Annotated in this window: 5 protein-coding genes; 4 read left to right on the forward strand and 1 reads right to left on the reverse strand. The window is 70.5% G+C overall.

What is annotated here, in order from left to right:
• Nucleotides 1-361 precede the first annotated feature (361 nt).
• Nucleotides 362-12,319 (forward strand): autotransporter-associated beta strand repeat-containing protein, encoded by an 11,958-nt coding sequence (locus tag AC3ANK_RS08450; RefSeq protein ID WP_484172719.1) that lies wholly within the window; start codon nt 362-364, stop codon nt 12,317-12,319.
• Between the two features lie 226 nt (nt 12,320-12,545).
• Here the strand turns inward: AC3ANK_RS08450 and AC3ANK_RS08455 are convergent, their stop codons facing one another.
• Complete coding sequence (locus AC3ANK_RS08455) at nt 12,546-13,619, reverse strand: alpha/beta fold hydrolase (protein WP_484172720.1); 1,074 nt, start codon at nt 13,617-13,619, stop codon at nt 12,546-12,548.
• Between the two features lie 14 nt (nt 13,620-13,633).
• On the opposite strand from AC3ANK_RS08455, the gene AC3ANK_RS08460 reads away from it, so the two are divergent.
• Genes AC3ANK_RS08460 through AC3ANK_RS08470 form a run of 3 tightly spaced genes read left to right on the forward strand, consistent with a single transcriptional unit; the run spans nt 13,634 to nt 17,864 of the window.
• Complete coding sequence (locus tag AC3ANK_RS08460; protein WP_484172721.1) at nt 13,634-14,509, forward strand: HpcH/HpaI aldolase/citrate lyase family protein; 876 nt, start codon at nt 13,634-13,636, stop codon at nt 14,507-14,509.
• The gene (locus AC3ANK_RS08465) at nt 14,506-16,941 is read left to right on the forward strand and encodes a sodium:solute symporter family transporter (protein WP_484172722.1); all 2,436 of its coding nucleotides are present in this window, start codon (nt 14,506-14,508) and stop codon (nt 16,939-16,941) included. The genes AC3ANK_RS08460 and AC3ANK_RS08465 overlap by 4 nt, the downstream gene beginning before the upstream one ends.
• A 56-nt stretch (nt 16,942-16,997) precedes the next feature.
• Nucleotides 16,998-17,864, forward strand: coding sequence for a LysR substrate-binding domain-containing protein (locus tag AC3ANK_RS08470; protein WP_206858387.1), 867 nt, complete (start codon nt 16,998-17,000; stop codon nt 17,862-17,864).
• Nucleotides 17,865-18,119 lie beyond the last annotated feature (255 nt).

Consider the following 18,119-nt stretch of genomic DNA (forward strand, 5'->3'; position numbering starts at 1 on the left):
GCGGGACCTCGCGCATGAGGGCTTTCGAATGCGCGCGACCGCACCGTTCGAGGACGCGCAGTGCCCCGCTTGCAACGGTGATGCGCATGGGACGGCGGAACGTGTCGCGACGATCAGGGAAGTCCGGGCCGGCCGCGATGCGACTGCCATCGCCACTGCGCGAGTGTCCGCGCGACGTCGTCCTTCGCGCCGACGACCCTGAAGCCGCTTCGCCGCAGTCGCTCCGTCATCGCGCCCACGACGCGCACGTTCCGCACGCACTCCACGCCACTCGCCGTGTCCCGCGCGGCGCTGCGCGTTTCCACGTCCGTTCGTTGCGCGACAGCGCGCGTGCGGCGCATTCGATCCGAAGGGGAATCTCATGAATCGCGTCTTCCGCATCATCTGGTCCAAGGCCCTGCGCGCGTGGGTGGTGACGTCCGAGCTGGCCACGAGCGGCGGCAAGGGCGGCGGCGGTTGCGACGAACGCGAAGGCATGAATTCCTCGGGCCACTGGGCGATGCGCGCGTGCGTGGCGGCGGTGCTGTTCGCGTTGTATGCGCCGGCGTGGGCGGCGGACCGCTACTGGGACGTCAACGGCACCGCGATCGGGCAGGGCGGCACCGGCACGTGGAATGGAAGTTCGCTGTTCTGGAACTCGTTCAACGACGGCGTGACCGGCCCGATGGTCGGCTGGAACAACGCCGCGCCCGGCGGCGACAACGCGTTCTTCATGGGCACCGCCGGCACGGTGACGCTGGCCGGTCCGATGACCGTGCACAACCTCACCTTCGGGGTTGACGGCTTCACGCTCACCGGCGGTTCGCTGGCCTTCACCGGGTCGACGCCGACGATCAACGTTACGACGGGCACCGCGACCATCGCCTCCACCATCACCGGCCCGGCGAACCTCACCAAGTCCGGCGGCGGCACGCTGTCGCTGACCGGCACGAACACCTTCACCGGCAACGTGAACGTCACCGGCGGGCGGTTGATGCTCGGCAGCGACGCGGCGCTGGGCGCGGCCGGAAACGGCATCACCCTGGCCAACGGCACGCGCGTGGATTCGACCGGCGCGCTCGCCAGCAGCCGCGTGATCACGATCACCAGCGGCCGGGCCGTCGTCGGGGGCGGCGCGCTTTCGGCGCGCATCACCGGCGCGGGCGGCGTGCAGGTGACCGGCGCGATCACCAACGATGCGAACGACTTCACCGGCGGTGTGGTCTTCGGCGCGGGCACGCACAGTTTCAGCTCGGTCGGCAACCTGGGCGAGGCGAGTGCGCTGGGCGCGGCGACCGACGCCACGCTGGGCACGATCCACTCCAGCGCGGGCGGTGGCCTGGGCAACACGCTGGTGTACACGGGCGACGGCGACCGGTCCGATCGCAACTGGCAGTTCAACAACACCAGCAGCGGCGGCAATTCGCTGCAGAACCAGGGCACCGGCACGCTTACCTTGACCGGCAACATCTTCGCCGCCGGCGCCAACTGGACGCAGATGGTGTTCAGCGCGACGTCGGCCGACATGGAACTGCTCGGCGTCATCAGCGGTGCTGCGGGCCGGCAGATCAACTACGCCGGCAGCGCGGGACGCACGATCACGCTGGGCGATGCGAACACCTACGACGGCACGACGGCGATCTCGAACATCACCGTGAGGGCCGGCACGCTGGCCGATGCCGGCACCAACAGCTCGCTGGGCAGCGGCAGCACCATCGCCCTCGGCAACGGCACGCTCAGCTACACGGGCGGCGCGACGTCCACCAACCGCACGGTGACGGTCTCGGGCAACAGCGCGCTGCGCAACGACGGCACCGGTGGGTTGGCCTTCACCGGGCCGACGTCGTTCGTCGCGGGCAATCCGGTCGACACGTTCACGCTGGGCGGCAGCTTCGCCGGCACGAACACGTATGCCGGCGTGATTTCCGGCGCCGGCAGCCTGGCCATGAACGGCGCGGGCACCTGGCTGGTGAGCGGCGACAACGCCTTCACCGGCAATGTCACCGTGCAGAACGGCACGCTGCTCGCCGGACACGACAACGCGTTCGGCACGGCGAACGCGCTGGTCGTGGACGGCGGCACGCTGGACCTGGGCGGCTTCGACGTCGTCGCCGCGTCGCTGGCCGGCACGGGCGGCACCGTGGACCTGGACACCGGCTCGCTGACCATCGGTGCGGACAGCGGCAACACCGCATACGGCGGCGTCATCGCCGGCAGCGGCAGTCTGACGAAAACCGGTGCGAGCACGTTGACGCTTTCGGGCGCCAACACCTACACGGGCGACACCAACGTCGCCGGCGGCACGCTCGCGCTGGACTTCGCCAGCGCCTCGGCGCCCGCCGCCAACATCATTTCCGCCGATTCGCACCTGAACCTGGCCGGCGGCTCGGTCAGCCTCATCGGCGCCGATGGCGAGGCGAACAGCCAGGCCTTCGACGGCGTCACCGTCGCGGCCGGCAACAACACGTTGCGTGCCGCCTCCGGCACCGGCGGCAGCATGACGGTGAACCTGGGGGCGATCTCGCACACCGGCGGCATCCTCAATTTCGTCGCCCCCGGCAGCGGTGCGTTCCTCACCAGTACCGCGGACGGCGCGCTGGGCGGCTGGGCCACGGTGACCAACGGCACGACGACCGACTACGCCGAGGTCGTCGGCGGACAGATCGTCGCCTTCAACGCCTACACCAACCAGGACGATGCCAGCCAGTGGCAGTCCGGGCAGTTCATCAGCGACGAAGACGGCACCGCCAACACGGCCTTCTTCAATACCGTGTCCGGCAGCCAGCAGATCGCCGGCCTGAAATACACCGCCGCGGCGAATTCGATCGTCGCCATCGACCCGGGCCAGACGCTTGGCGTGGACGGCACGATCATCGTCAACTCGACCACGGGATCGGCGAACCAGACGATCCAGGGCGGCTCGCTCACCGGCGCGGCCGGCGGCGGCACGCTGGGCGTGCTGAAGAACAGCGCGGGCACGTTCCTTGTTTCCTCCGACATCGTCGACAACGGCGGCGCCGTGGGCTTCGTCGTGGGCGGCACCGGCGGCGGCACCGCGGATGCGCTGGGCAGCGGCACGGTGTCGTTGACCGGCAACAACCGCTACACCGGTTCGACCACCGTGAGCGGCGCCGCGTTGGCCTTCGACAGCGTCGCCAACGGCGGCACGGCGAGCGCCATCGGCGCGTCGTCGAGCGATTCGTCCAACCTCGTGCTCGAGAACGGCACGCTGCGCTATACCGGCACCACGGCCACCACCGATCGCGGCTTCACGCTGGTCAACGCCGGCTCCACCCGCAACATCGAAGTCGTCGAAGCCACCACCGAGCTGACCTTCACCGGCCAGGTGACCAGCCCGGACGATGCCGGCTTCACCAAGACCGGTGCCGGCACGCTGACCCTGGGCAACGGCGGCAACGACTACATCGGCGCGACCACGATCTCGGGCGGCACGCTGTCGGTGAACACGTTGGCCGACGGCGGGCAGGCCAGCGGCATCGGCGCGGCTTCGGCCGATTCGGCGAGCCTCGTGCTGCAAGGCGGCGGCACGCTGCGCTACACCGGCGCGACGGCGAGCAGCGATCGCGGCTTCACCGTGACCAGCGGGCTGGGTGGCGCCATCGACGTCAGCAACGCGGCCACGACGCTCACGCTCGGCGGCATCGCCACGGGCGACGCGCTGCTGCGCAAGCAGGGCGACGGCACCCTCGTGCTGTCGGGCACGAACACCTATCGCGGGCAGACCTTCGTCGACGCGGGCACGTTGCGTGCCGGATCGACCGCGGCCTTCGGCGTCGCCAACATGATGAACCTGGCCGACGCGGCGGGCGTGACGCTCGACCTGGACGGCTTCGACAACAAGGTCGGCGGCCTGCAGGGCGGCGGCGCGAGCGGCGGCAACGTGCTGCTCGGCGACGCGATGCTCACCATCGGCGGCAACAACGGCGTGTACGCCGGTGCGATCAGCGGCAGCGGCGGGATCATCAAGGAGAACACCAGCACGCAGACGATGACCGGCTGCAACAACACCTACACCGGAACGACGACGATCCGCGGCGGCACGCTCATCGTCGACTGCCTGGCGGATGCGGGGCAGGCGAGCGGCATCGGCGCTTCGACCGACGTCTCCGGCGGGCTGGTGATCACCGGCGGCGCGAGCCTGGACTACACCGGCGGCTCGGTCGACATCGATCGCGGCCTCACGGTGAGCGGTGTCGGCATCCTCGACGTGACCCAGGCCGCGACGACGCTGACGATGTCCGGCGCCGTCGTCGGCAGCGGTACCTTCGCGAAGGACGGCGCTGGCACGCTGGTGCTTTCCGGCGACAACACCTACGCGGGCACGACGCTGATCTCCAATGGCACGCTGCGCGCCGGTTCGGACACGGCGCTGGGCAACAGCGGGGTGCGCATGGGCCCGGCGGGCACGCTGCTCGACCTGGGCGGTCACGACATCGGCGTCAGCTGGATCGACGACAACGTCGGCAACGCCGACGCCCCCACCGTCGGCAACATCGCGCTGGGCGGCAACACCCTGACGATCACCACCGGCGCCGCCGCGCTCGGCAACGGCTCCGTCGTCAACTACGCCGGCGTCATCAGCGGCACGGGCGGCATCGTCAAGAACGGCGGTTCGTCGCAGCAGTTCTCCGGCTGCAACAACACCTACACCGGCGCCACCACGATCAACGGCGGCTGGATCATGGTCGATTGCCTCACGGACGGCGGCCTTGACAGCAGCATTGGCGCCTCCACCAGCGACGCCGCCAACCTCGTGCTCGACGGTGGCCGCCTGCGCTACCTCGGCGCGGGCGACAGCACCGATCGCCAGTTCACCGTCGGCCAGAACCACGTCTGGCTCGACGCCTCCGGCACGGGCGCGATCGAATTCACCAGCACCGCGCCGGTGGTGTTCTCCGGCACCGGCAACCGCACGCTGACGCTCGGCGGCATCAGCACCGACGACAACGCGCTGGCCGCCCGCATCGACAACGCCGCCGGTGGCACGACCGCGCTCACCAAGGAAGGCACCGGCACCTGGGTCCTGCGCAACACCGGAAGCACGTACACCGGACGCACGACGATCAACGGCGGCGTGCTCGCGGTGGACAAGCTCGCCGACGGCGGCCAGGCGAGTTCGATCGGCATGTCCGGTTCGGCCGCGACCAACCTGGTGATCGGCAACGGCTCGACGCTGCGCTACACCGGTGCGGGCGACACGACCGACCGCCTGTTCACGCTCTCCACCGGCGTGAGCTTCATCGAATCCTCCGGCACCGGCGCGATCACCTTCAGCAACACCGCTTCGGCGTCGTACAGCGGCGGCGGCGCGCGCACGCTCGCGCTGGGCGGCACCAACACCGGGCTGAACACGATGGGCAACACCATCGTCGACCAGAACGCGACCACCGGCAAAACCACGCTCGCCAAGAACGACCCGGGCACCTGGGTGCTCACCGGCAACAACAGCTACAGCGGCAACACGGTCATCAACGACGGCAACCTGATGATCGGCAACGGCGGCACCTCGGGCAACGCCGGCACCGGCAACGTCATCGTGGTGAATCCGACCTCGACGCTGTCGTTCAACCGGTCCGACAGCTTCGATTTCACCGGCACGCTCAGCGGCCTGGGCAACATCGCCCAGGTCGGCACGGGCACGACGGTGCTGACCTCGGCGGACAACGCCATGGGCGGCGTGACCGGCGTGGACGCCGGTGTGCTGCAGATCGACGGCGGCTTCACCACGGGGTCGGCCGAGATCGATGCGGGCGAACTGCGCGTGTCCATCAGCGGCACGCTGACCGCGCCAGCCATCGCGATGAACGACGGCTCGCTGCTCACGGTGGGCGGCACGGTGCAGGGCTCGGGCGGCGTGGCCAGCACGCTGACCGGCGACGCGGGCAGCGCCACCATCGACATCGCCAGCGGCGGCGCGCTGCGCGCGAACGGCGACCTGGACGACGGCGCGGATGCGGTGAACGTCGCCGGCACGCTCGACACCGGCGCGGGCGCGCTCAGCCTCGGCACGGGCGACGACACGCTCACCCTGCGCGACGGCGCGGTGCTCGCCGGCCTGGGCGGGGACGGCGGTGCGGCCGGCGACGACGCGCTGGTGCTCGACATCGCGGGTGCGATCACGTTCGACGGCGCGAAGACCACGGCGTTCGAGCGGCTGGTGAAGCGCAACACGGGCACGGCGACGTTCACCGGCGCGCAGGCGTTCGCGGGCGGCACGTCGATCGAAGGCGGCGCGCTCGACGTCGCCGGCGACCTGCTCACGCCGACCGTGGCGCTCGCCGACGGCACCGCGCTGAACCTGATCGCCGGCGCCGGCGTGGAGGCCGGCGGCGGTATCGCGACCACGCTCACCGGCAGCGCGGGCGCGAACACCGTGACGGTCGCGGCGGGCGCGAGCCTGGTCGCCAGCGGCGACCTCGGCGCGGGCAACGACGTGCTCGACGTCGCCGGCGTCCTCGACACCGGCGCGGCGTCGCTGGCGCTGGGCGACGGCGACGATCGCCTCACCATCCACGACGACACCACGCTCATCGGCACCGTCGTCGCCGGCAGCGGCAACGACACGTTCGACACGAACATCGCAGGCGTCGCCGACCTCGGCGCGGTGCAGGGCTTCGAGACGCTCGACAAGACCGGCGCCGGCACGCTCAACATCAACGGCCCGATGGGTTCGGACTTCGCCACGGTCAACGTGCGCGCCGGCACGCTGCGCATCACCGCGCCGGACGGCGACGTGATCGCGCCGCCGGGCCTGCCGATCACCACCACGGTGTCGAATGGCGCGACGTTGCAGGTCGACGGCAGCTACGGCTGCGGCGCGGGCAACGATTCGATGACCGTCGCCGGCGCGGTCACCGGCAGCGGCACGATCGGGATGTGCGACGGCGACGACACGCTCGCCGTCACCGACGGCGGCGACTTCAGCGGCTTCACCGGCGTGATCGACGGCGGCAACGCCGCCGTCGGCGACCGCGTGCTGCTGGACAACGCCTCGGCGCTGGAGTTCGGCGTCGGCAACCTGGTCGGTTTCGAGATCCTGCGCAAGGAGAACACCGGCGAAGCCACGCTCACCGGCAACCAGACGTACGGCAACGTCGTGGACATCAACGCCGGCACGTTGACGGTCGGGGCGGGCGCCAGCCTCAACACGCCGGCGGTGGTGCTCAACGGCGGCACGACGCTGTCCGTGGACGGCTTCCTGCAGGGCGCGGGCGGCGGCGCGGCGAACATCCTCGGCGGCAACGGCGTGGAGACCGTGCGCATCGCCGGCACCGCCAACGCCACCGGCGACCTCGGCGCGGGCGACGACGTGCTCGACGTGAGCGGCGTGCTCACCACGTCCGGCAGCGGCTTCAGCCTCGGCGCGGGCAACGATCGCCTGATCGTGCACGACGGCACCTTCATCGGCGGCACGATCGACGGCGGCGACGGCCTGGACACGCGCGTGTACGACATCGCCGGCGTCGCGACGCTCGGCGCGCTGGCGAACTTCGAAGGCGTGACCAAGCAGGGCACCGGCCGGCTCAACATCAACGGCCCGGGTGCGACCGATCTTCAGCAGGTGGAAGTGCTGGGCGGCACGCTCAGCATCGGCGCCGGCAGCAGCGTCACGGCCAAGCCGGGCGATTCGCTCGCGATGCGGGTGGGCGCCGGCGCGACGCTCGACGTGACGACCGGCGGCAGCATCGGTTGCGGGCTCGGCGCGGACACGCTGTCGATCGCCGGCGACCTCACCGGCGGCGGCACGGTCGGCCTGTGCGATGGCGACGACACGCTGACGCTCACCGATGGCGCGGACCTGTCCGGCTTCACCGGCGTGATCGACGGCGGCGCGAACGGCGCCGGCGACCGCATCGTGCTCGCCAGCACCGGCGCGATGACGGCGGACCTGGGCGACGCGATCAACTTCGAATTCCTGCAGAAGGACGGCGCCGGCGAAGCCACGCTGGTCGGCGACGTGGCGTTCGACGCCGCGCAGATCGACGGCGGAACGCTGACCATCGCGGACAACCTCGTCACGTCCTCGGTGGCCATGGCCGGCGGCACGACGCTGAACGTCGACGGCACCCTGCAGGCGGGCGCCGGCGTGACCACGATCACCGGCGGCGCGGGCGTGGAGACGGTGAACATCGCCGGCAGCGCGATCGCCACCGGCGACCTCGGCGGCGGCAACGACGTGCTCGACGTCACCGGCACGCTCGACACCGGCCCCGGAATGTTCGGCCTGGGCGGCGGCGACGACCGCTTCACCGTGCACGACGGCACCACCGTCACCGGCACCGTCGACGGCGGCGCGGGCTTCGACACGCGCGTGTACGACATCGACGGCACGGCGACGCTGGGCGCGCTGGTCAACTTCGAGGGCATCACCAAGACAGGCACCGGCACGCTCGAGATCGCCGGCCCCGGCGCCACGCTCGTGCAGGACGTGCAGGTGCTCGGCGGCACGTTGCACGTGGCAGCGGGCGGCGACGTCGCCGGCGTGCGCAACGCGGTGGTGGGCAGCGGCGCGACGCTCGACATCGACGGGAACTTCGATTTCACCAACGATGCCGACACCTTCACCGTGGCCGGCGCCGTGACCGGCACGACCCTCGACCTGCTCGGCGGCGACGACACGCTGACGTTGCAGGACGGCGCTGACCTGTCCGGCCTGGCGAATCCGATCGACGGCGGCGCGGGCACCGACACGCTGGTGGCGGACCTGGCCGGAACGGCGACGCTGGGCGGCGCGACCGGTTTCGAAACGCTGACCAAGACCAACACCGGCACGCTGGTGGTCGCCGGCCCCGCGCCCTCGACCTTCAGCACGGTGAACGTGGTCGGCGGCACGCTGGATGTCGGCCCGGCCGGTTCGCTCAACGGCGTGGTCGCCGGCAGCATCGGCAACGGCGCGACGCTGAACCTCGACGGCACCTACACCGGCACGGCCGGTAACGACACGCTGAACGTGGCCGGCGCGATCACCGGTGCCGGTTCGATCGCGCTCGGCGACGGCGACGACGCGCTGGTGCTGCGCGACGGCGCCGACCTCGGCGCGCACGGCGGCAGCATCGACGGCGCGGCCGGCACGGACCGCGTGGTGCTCGACAACGCCGCGCGGTTGCAGATGACCGGCACGCTGTCGAACTTCGAGGTCCTGCAGAAGCGGAACACGGGCGAGGCGGTCCTCGCCGGCGCTTCGACCTTCACCGGCGGCACGCGCATCGACGGCGGCACGCTGACCGTCGCCGGCAACCTGGTCACGCCGACGATCGCCATGGCCGACGACACCACGCTGCGGATCGACGGCGCGGTGTCCGGCGGCAGCGCGGCGACGCTCACCGGCAGCGCCGGCACCAACACGGTCGTGGTGAACGGGATGGCCACGCTCGACGGCGACCTCGGCGCGGGCGAGGACGTGCTCGACGTGGTCGGCACGCTCGACACCGCCGGCGGGGCGCTGTCGCTGGGCGATGGCGACGACCGTTTCGTCGTGCACGACGACACCGTGGTGACCGGCACCATCGACGGCGGCGCGGGCATGGACAGCCGCGTCTACGACATCGAACGCACCGCCGAATTCGGCGCGCTGCTCAACTTCGAAGGCGTCACCAAGCTCGGCGGCGGCACCCTGGACGTGAGCGGCCCGGGCACGACCGCGCTGCAGAGCGTGGAAGTGCTGGAGGGCACGCTGCATGTCGGCGCGGCCGGCAGCATCGCCGCCATCGCCGGCGCCGCGCTGGACACGGTGGTCGCCGCGGGCGCGACGCTCGCCGTCGACGGCAGCTTCGGCTGCGGCGCCAGCGCGGATCGCATGACGGTCGGGGGTACGGTGTCGGGTTCGGGCACCGTCGCGATGTGCGGCGGCGACGACACGCTGACCCTGCAGGACGGCGCGACGCTGGCCACCGTGATCGACGGCGGCGCCGACATCGACACCGTGGTGCTCGACAATGCCACGGCGATGAGCTTCGACGCGGCGCAGACGATCAACTTCGAAACGCTGCGCAAGGACGGTGCGGGCGTGGCGACGCTGACCGGGGATGCGACCTTCAGCCACGGCACGCACATCGACGGCGGCACGCTGGCGATCGACGGCGCGCTCGACACCGCCACGGTGACGATGGGCGACGGCACGGTGCTCGACGTGGCCGGCACGCTGCGGAGCGTGGGCGGCGGCGTCGCCACGATCGACGGCAGCGCCGGTGCGAACACCGTCGTCGTGTCGGGCACGGCGCTGCTCGCGGGCGACCTCGGCGACGGCAACGACGTCGTCGACGTCACCGGTACGCTGGACACCGGCAGCGGCGTGCTCGCGCTCGGCGCGGGCGACGACATGCTGACGATCCACGACGGCACGCGCCTGGTCGGTACCGTCGACGCGGGGCAGGGCGTGGATACGTTGAACACCGACATCGCGACCCACGCCGACCTCGGCGCCGTGCAGGGCTTCGAAAGCCTGCGCAAGACCGGCGCCGGCACGCTCGACGTCAATGGCCCGGCGGATTCGGAGCTCACCAACGTCGACATCGCCGCCGGCACCGTCCATGTCACCGCGAACGGCAGCATCGCCGCGCGCACGACCACCGTCGCCAGCGGCGCGAGCCTGCGCGTGGACGGCACGTACACCGGCACCAGCGGCGACGACACGTTCACCTCGATGGGCACGGTCGCCGGCGCGTTCTCCTTCGGCGCGGGCGACGATGCGGTGCATTTCGCCGCGGGCGATGCGAGCGGCGTGACCGCGCTGGACGGCGGCGCCGGACGCGACGTGGTCGGCTTCAGCGGCATGCAGATGAGCGGCGCGCCGTCGCTCACCGGCTGGGAACGCGTGGAACTGCGCAACGGCACGACGCTCGCGCTCGCCAGCGCGCTGCAACTGGGCGGCGGCACGCTCGCCATCGACGGCACCTCGACCCTGCTCGCCAACGCGGGCGCGGCGATCGGCGGCGACGTCGAGAACGCGGGCGCGATCGAGCTGGGCATGCACCGCGTGGCGATCGGCGGCCGTTACGCCAGCAACGGCGGCACGGTGCGGATCGGCGTCTCGGCGACGCAGGCCGGCGGCATGGATGTCGACGGCGACGTCGCGGGCGACACGCGCGTGGAGTTCATGGGCGATGGCAGCGACCTGAGCAACGCCGGCCCGGTGCTGGTGGTGTCGAGCCCGAACGACGACGCCGCGACCGCGGGCCGCTTCGTCCCGACCGACGTGGAAGGCGGCAAGGTGCGCGTGGGCGGCAGCGTCACGCCGTGGAGCTTCGACCAGAACGCCGACCGCAACTGGTACCTCACGCCGGAGTCGGCGCAGCTGCTGCCGGAAGTCGCCGGTTACGGCGCGCTGCCGGGTCTGGGCGCGGCGTTGAGCCAGCACGCGACGAGCATGGCGCAGCAGCGCCTGGGCGACATCCGCAACATCGGCCGTCCCGCGTGCGACCAGGGCGTGCGCGACGCGTCCACCGGCGGCGCGGGCGAGGGCGTGGTGGAGGACTGCCACGGCGCGTGGGTGGCCGCGACCGCGAACGAACTGGAGCTCGGCGCGAACCCGGGCTTCGCCGTGTCGGGCGACGACGTCGGCATGTACGCGGGTATCGACGGCGACCTTGAGCGTCCGAACCGCACGTTCCGCGCCGGCGGCTACATCGGCTACACGCGCGGCGTGTACTGGTCCAGCGGCGCGAATTCGAGCGGGCTGGCCGGCATGAGCCAGGCGCGGATCGAACTCGACACGCCCACCGTCGGCATGTACGCCAGCCACCTGTGGAACGGCGGCGCGTTCCTCGACCTGAGCCTGGCCGGCAGCCGGCCGTCGGCCGACATCCGCACGCCGGACGGCTTCACCCAGCGCATCGTCGGCAACTACCTGACCTTCGACGCGCGCGCCGGCAAGGCGTACTCGCTCGACAGCGGCTGGACGCTGGAACCGCAGGTGGAACTGATCGCCAGCGCGGTGTCGTGGCAGGACCTGGTGGACGCGGCGAATCGCGAGTTGCACATCGACGACGCCGTGGTCGGCACCGCGCGCGCCGCGTTGCGCATCGAGAAGGCGTTCACCACGAACGCCGGCTCGCGCGTGCGGCCGTGGGCGAAGTTCGCCGTGCAGAACATCGTCGGCGAACAGGACAGCGCGCTGGACGTGCGCCAGGCCGGTTCGACCGCGACGCCGCAGGCGTTCCCGACGCACGACCTGGGCACCTCGGCCACGCTGGACGTGGGCGTGGAGGCGGCGGTCGGCCGCAACGTGAACGTGTTCGGCCAGCTGTCGGCGAGCCATGAGCTGGACGGCACCGATTACGAGCAGCGTTCGGCGACGGTGGGGGTGAATGTGCGGTGGTGAGCGTGGGCCATCGCGGTGCTTCAACCCCGCTGGGGTGAGAGGCGGACCTGCGGTGCTTGAGCCCCTCTCCCTCCGGGAGAGGGGTTGCGGTGAGGGCAGGGGCGTGCGGTGCTCCGACGATCGCCGTAGTCCGCTTTCGCTGGAATGCGCATGCCATCCGCGCGTCGACGAAAATCAAAACGGGTTCCTGCTTTCGCTGGGATGACGGCGGAGAAGCGCGCGAAAGCTATTCCAGGCCCTCGACGCCTCGCACGAATCCCCGCATCAACCCCGCGCACCGCGCCGCATGCGTCTCCAGCAGCAGGTGCGGCCCGTCGAGGATGTGCGCTTCCATGCGCGGCAGCGCCTTCATCCACGACAGCGTTTCGTCCAGGTCGAAGAACACGTCGTGCCGTCCCCACAGCATCAGCGCGGGCGGCTGCCGTTGTTCCAGATACCGCGCGATCTCGCCGAAGCGCGCCACGTGACGGCGATAGTCGTACACCAGCGCGCGCTGCATCGCGATGCGGCCGGGCAGGGACATGACGCGCCAGTCCTGCTCCCATTGCGCCGGATCGATCCGCGCGGCGATGTCTGGCGGAATGTCGCCCACGTACTGGTAACGCGTTCCCTCGTACGTGAGATGCGCGGTCGCGGCGGCTTCGTTTTCCGGCGTCGGATCGCGCCAGTACGCTTTCGTCGCCTCCCACGACGGTCCCATGCCGCTGGCGTGGACGTTCGCGTTCTGCACGATCAGGCCGCGCACCGCGTCCGGCGCGCGCGTGGCCAGATGCAACGCCACCGGCGCGCCGAAATCGTGGACGTAGAGGTACCAGGAGTCCACATCCAGTTTCGCCAGCAGGCGCTCGACCGCGTCGGCATGGCGCTCGAAGGAGGGCGGCTCGATCGGTTCGGACTGCCCGAAGCCGGGCAGGTCCGGCGCGATCACGAAACAGGTGTCGGACAGCGGCGCGATCACGTCGCGGAACGACGCCGACGACGCGGGAAATCCGTGCAACAGCAGCAACGCGGAGCGGCTGCGATCGCCCGCCGTGCGCACCGCGAGGCCTTCGATCGTGGTCGGCGTGGTCATCGTTCCGGCGTCCGTGCGGGTGAAGCGCGAGTGTCGGATGCAGGGCGTCAAGGGAATGCGGTCGATCGGCGGCGGCGATCCGCACGCGTGCGTACGTCGTCGGGATCCCTGCTGCGCTGCGTCATGGTTGCGTGCGCATCGCATCGCCAATTCGATAGCAAATCTATCGTCTGAATCTCCCTTCGCGTGGGTCTTGTCCGGTTCCGCTTCGCCGACACTCCAGTCCATGACGAGGCGGGGACATGCGTAGCAAATTGTTCGTACCGGGGTGCCGGCCGGAGCTGTTCGTGAAGGCCATGGACGGTGCGGCCGATGCGCTGTCCTTCGATCTGGAGGATTCCGTCGCGCAGGCCGGCAAGGCGCAGGCGCGTGCGGACCTGGCCGCGTTCCTGCGCTCGGCGCGCGCGCTCGCGAGCGACAAGACCCTGATCGTGCGCACCAATGCGCCGGATTCGGCGGATTTCGAAGCGGACCTGCAGGCGCTCGCCGGCGCGCGCGTGGACCTGTTGAACGTGCCGAAGGTGGAAAGCGCAGACGACGTGCTGCACGCCATCGAAGCGCTCGAACGCCACCTGCATCGCGACGGCGGTTTGCCCGGCCTGCTGGTCAACATCGAAACGCCCAAGGGGCTGCGCGATGCGGCGCGGATCGCCGCCGCGCATCCCGGCGTGGCCGGATTGCAGCTGGGCCTGGGCGACCTGTTCGAACCGTTCGGCATCGATCGCCGTCGCGGCGAGAACGTCCATTCGGCCATGTTCGCCGTGCGCCTCGCGGCGGCGCAGGCGGGCGTGTTCGCGTGCGACAGCGCGCATCCGGAGTTTCGCGACGGCGCGCAGTTCCAGGCCGAAGCCGAACTCGCGCGCAGCCTGGGGTTCGTCGGCAAGAGTTGCATCCACCCGCGCCAGGTCGAATGGGCGAACGCGATCTTCCGCGTCGGCGAGGTCGAAGTGGCCGCCGCGCAGCGCGTCGTCGAGGCGGCGCGGGTCGCGCGCGACGCCGGGCGCGGTGCGTTCTCGGTCGACGGCCGCATGGTCGATCCGCCGTTCCTGCGTCGCGCCGAAGCGATAATCGCCGCCGCGCAACGCCAGTCCACGCACGTTACGGAGCCGAATCGATGAACCTGCCGCAATGGCTTCGACGCGTCGCGGCGGTGTGCCTGCTGGCGTTCGCGAGCGCGCCGTGCGCCGCGGAAAGCCTGGCGTCGGTCGAAGCCGACAGCCTGCCCGCACTGCCTTCGATCGAGTCGCCGCTGGTGCTGGCGACCATCGCGCAGCGTCCGGTGGTGCTCGGTGCGAACAGTGCCTCGGTGCTGAACGCCGATCGCAGCGGCTGGTCGCCGCTGGCGTGGGCGGGCGATGCACCGGTGCGTTCGGCGTTCGGCAACGGCGATGCGGCATTCGCGCTGACCGGTGCCGGGCCGCAGCGGATCGAGGGTGTCGCGCGTCTTGCTCTCGCCGGCGATCGGTTGCAGGCACAGGTCCTTCCGTCGCTCCCGTTCGCATTGCGCGAGGCGCAGGGCGCGTTCGGCGACAACCGGGTCTACGTCGCCGGCACCGACGAGAGCACCGGCGAAACAGCGGTACTGCAGCTGGATACCGCATCGCCGACGCCCTCGTGGAGCCTCGGGCCGCGTGGGCTCGCGCAGGGACGCGTCACCTCGCTCGTCGCGCAGCGCGGCCAGCTGCTGGCGACGATCGCCGCCGACGGCGGCCCGGATCGGCTGTGGCGCTGGTCCGGCGAACACGGCTGGCAGGCGATGCCCGACGTGCCCGGCACGATCCAGCCCGGCTCGGCGCGCGCGATGGGCCAGGCGCACGTGCTCTATCTCGTGCGCGATCCGGCCGCGCCGGACGCGGCGCCGTCGATGATGACGTTCCAGATCATCGTGCAGGCGTGGGCCACGCTGCCGGGACGCGGCGTCGCCGGTCCGGCGCTCAGCGCCGCGTGGCGCGACGGCCTGGTGCAGGTCGCGCCGGGCACCGGCGGCGCGCTCGCGTCGTTCGTGCAGGTGCAGGCGCGCAAGCTGCTGCTCAGCTGGCTCGACTGGGCGGTCATCGTGGTCTACCTGGTCTCGATGATCGGCATCGGCCTGTACTTCTACCTGCGCGAGAAGCGCAAATCGACGTCGGACTTCTTCGTCGGCGGGCGCTCGATCCCGTTCTGGGCCGCCGGCGTCAGCCTGTACGCAGCCAACACCAGCTCGATCAGCTTCATCGCGATCCCCGCCAAGGCGTTCGAGACGAACTGGCAATACCTCACCAACAACCTCGTCGCGGTGCTGGGCCTGGTGTTCGTGGCCATCGTCATCGTCCCGCTGCTGCGGCGGCTGAACCTGATGTCGGTGTTCAGCTACCTGGAAACGCGCTTCCACCCCTCGATCCGCATGCTCGCGAGCGCCCTGTGCATCGTGATGCAGATCGGCAGCCGCATGAGCGTGATCCTGTTCCTGCCGGCGCTGGGCATCTCCACCATCACCGGCATCGACGTGGTGTGGAGCGTGCTGCTGATGGGCGGCTTCACCATCGTCTACACCGCGATGGGCGGGATGAAGGCGGTGATCTGGACCGACTTCGTGCAGGTCATCGTGAAGATGGGCGGCGCGATCTTCGCCATTGCCTTCATCGTCTGGCACGTGAAGGGCGGCTTCCCCGAATTCGCGCAGGTCGCCGCGGCGGCCGACAAGACCAGGCTGCTGGACTTCAGTTTCGACCTCACCAAGGCCACCGTGTGGGGCTTCATCTTCCTGGTGATCTTCGATGTGGTGCTGACCTTCCCGAAGGACCAGGTGCTGATGCAGCGGGTGCTATCCACCGAATCGGACAAGGAAGCCGGGCGCTCGGTGTGGGCCTTCGCGGCCATCATGATCCCGGGCGGCTTCATCTTCTACGGCATCGGCACCGCGCTGTACGTGTACTACCAGTCGCATCCGGAACGCATGAATCCGCTGCTGCCCGTGGACGCGACCTTCGCGCTGTTCATCGCCGCCGAGCTGCCGATGGGCGTAACGGGACTGATCATCGCCGGCATCTTCGCCGCGGCGATGGCGACGCTGTCGGGGATCATGAACTCGGTCGCGACGCTCATCTCGGTCGACTTCTACGAAAAACTCGCGAAGAACCCGACGCCGAAGCAGAGCGTGTTCTTCGCCGAGGTGATGACCGTGGTCGTCGGCCTGATCGGCATCGGCGCGGCGCTGCTGCTGGCGCGGTTCGACATCCATTCGCTGTTCGACGTGTCCATCGAACTGGCCGGCCTGCTCGGCGGCGGTTTCGCCGGCGCGTACACGCTGGGGATGTTCACCCGGCGCGCGAACTCGCAGGGCGTGGCGATCGGCATCGCCGGCAGCATCGGGCTGACCATGCTGGCCTGGTCGATGGACCTGGTGCACCCGTACTTCTACCTGGCGATCTCGATCCTGCTGTGCATCGTGATCGGCTACGTGGCGAGCCTGTTCTTCCCGCCGCCGCAGCGATCGCTGGCCGGACTGACGATCTACCGGCGCGACCAGGTCAAGCCCGGGGCCGCCGTCGCCGAAGGCGCCGCGGGCTGATGTTTCCACCCGCGCGCCCGTTGTGTAGCCTTCTGCGCCGCACAGCGAGGTAGCCGGTGGACACGCAGTTCCTGAACACGTTCGTCATCGTCGCCGACCGCGGCTCCATGGCCGCGGCGGCACGCGAGCTGAACATCACGCCAGCGGCGGTGTCGCAGCAGATCCGCACGCTGGAACGCGAACTCGGCGCGCCGCTGATCGCGCGTGCCGGCCGCACGGTGAGCGTCACGGAGGAGGGCGCGCGCATCCTGGAACGCGCGCGCGACCTGCTGCGCGACGTCGCCGACCTGCGCAGCGTCGCCAACGACAAGGCGCTGTCCGGCGAACTGCGCCTGGGCGCCTGCCCGACGGCGCTGGCGGGCATGCTGCCGGACATCCTGGTGCGCATGGTCCAGCAGTTCCCGCAGATCAACGTGTTCATCAAGCCGGGGTATTCGGCCGACCTGTACCGCGCGGTGGAAGCGGGCGACGTGGACGCCGCCATCGTGCTCCAGGCGCCGTTCTCCCTGCCCAAGACCTGCGACTGGCGGCTGCTTCGCGAAGAGCCGCTGGTCGTGCTGGCGCCGGAATCGATGGCGCACCGCGATCCGCACGAACTGCTCGCGAACGAGCCGCTGATCCGCTACGACCGGCATCAATGGGGCGGTCGCCAGGCCGACGAATACCTGCGCAACGCGGGCATCGTGCCGCGCGAGCGCTTCGAACTGAACGCCCTGAACGCGATCGCGGTGATGGTCGACCGCGGGCTGGGCGTGTCGCTGGTGCCCGACTGGGCGCAGCCGTGGCCCGAGGGCCTGCGCCTGGTGCGCATGCCGCTGCCGAACGAATGCGTGCCGCGCCGCATCGGCATCGTGTGGTCGCGATCGAGCGTGCGCGTGCGGCTGGTGCACGTGCTGCTCGAGGAGAGCTGCAAAGTGTGCTGATTCCGCCGGTTTTCTGCTGCGACGCAATAAATCGTCACATCGCTGCAAACAAAAACTAGCCTCTGAACATACCGCGCGACGGTTCAATGAGGCCCTGCAAGGGCATACGTTCTGTGCCCGAAACACATGCGTTGAAAGACGGTGTTTCTGAAGGCGCCGGGAGGGGCGTCGTCCGAGCGATCCGCCACACGGAACGCGCGGACCGAACGTAGAGCGCAGGCCGCAATGGCCGGCGCAGCCACCAGAACAAAAAAT

The sequence above is a fragment of the Lysobacter sp. SCRH-1R genome (assembly GCF_057747855.1).

Coding starts and splice junctions, on each gene's coding strand:
- AC3ANK_RS08465 (WP_484172722.1), top strand. CDS start 14,506: ATGAACCTGCCGCAATGGCTTCGACGCGTCGCGGCGGTGTGCCTGCTG.
- AC3ANK_RS08460 (WP_484172721.1), top strand. CDS start 13,634: ATGCGTAGCAAATTGTTCGTACCGGGGTGCCGGCCGGAGCTGTTCGTG.
- AC3ANK_RS08455 (WP_484172720.1), bottom strand. CDS start 13,619: ATGGACTGGAGTGTCGGCGAAGCGGAACCGGACAAGACCCACGCGAAG.
- AC3ANK_RS08450 (WP_484172719.1), top strand. CDS start 362: ATGAATCGCGTCTTCCGCATCATCTGGTCCAAGGCCCTGCGCGCGTGG.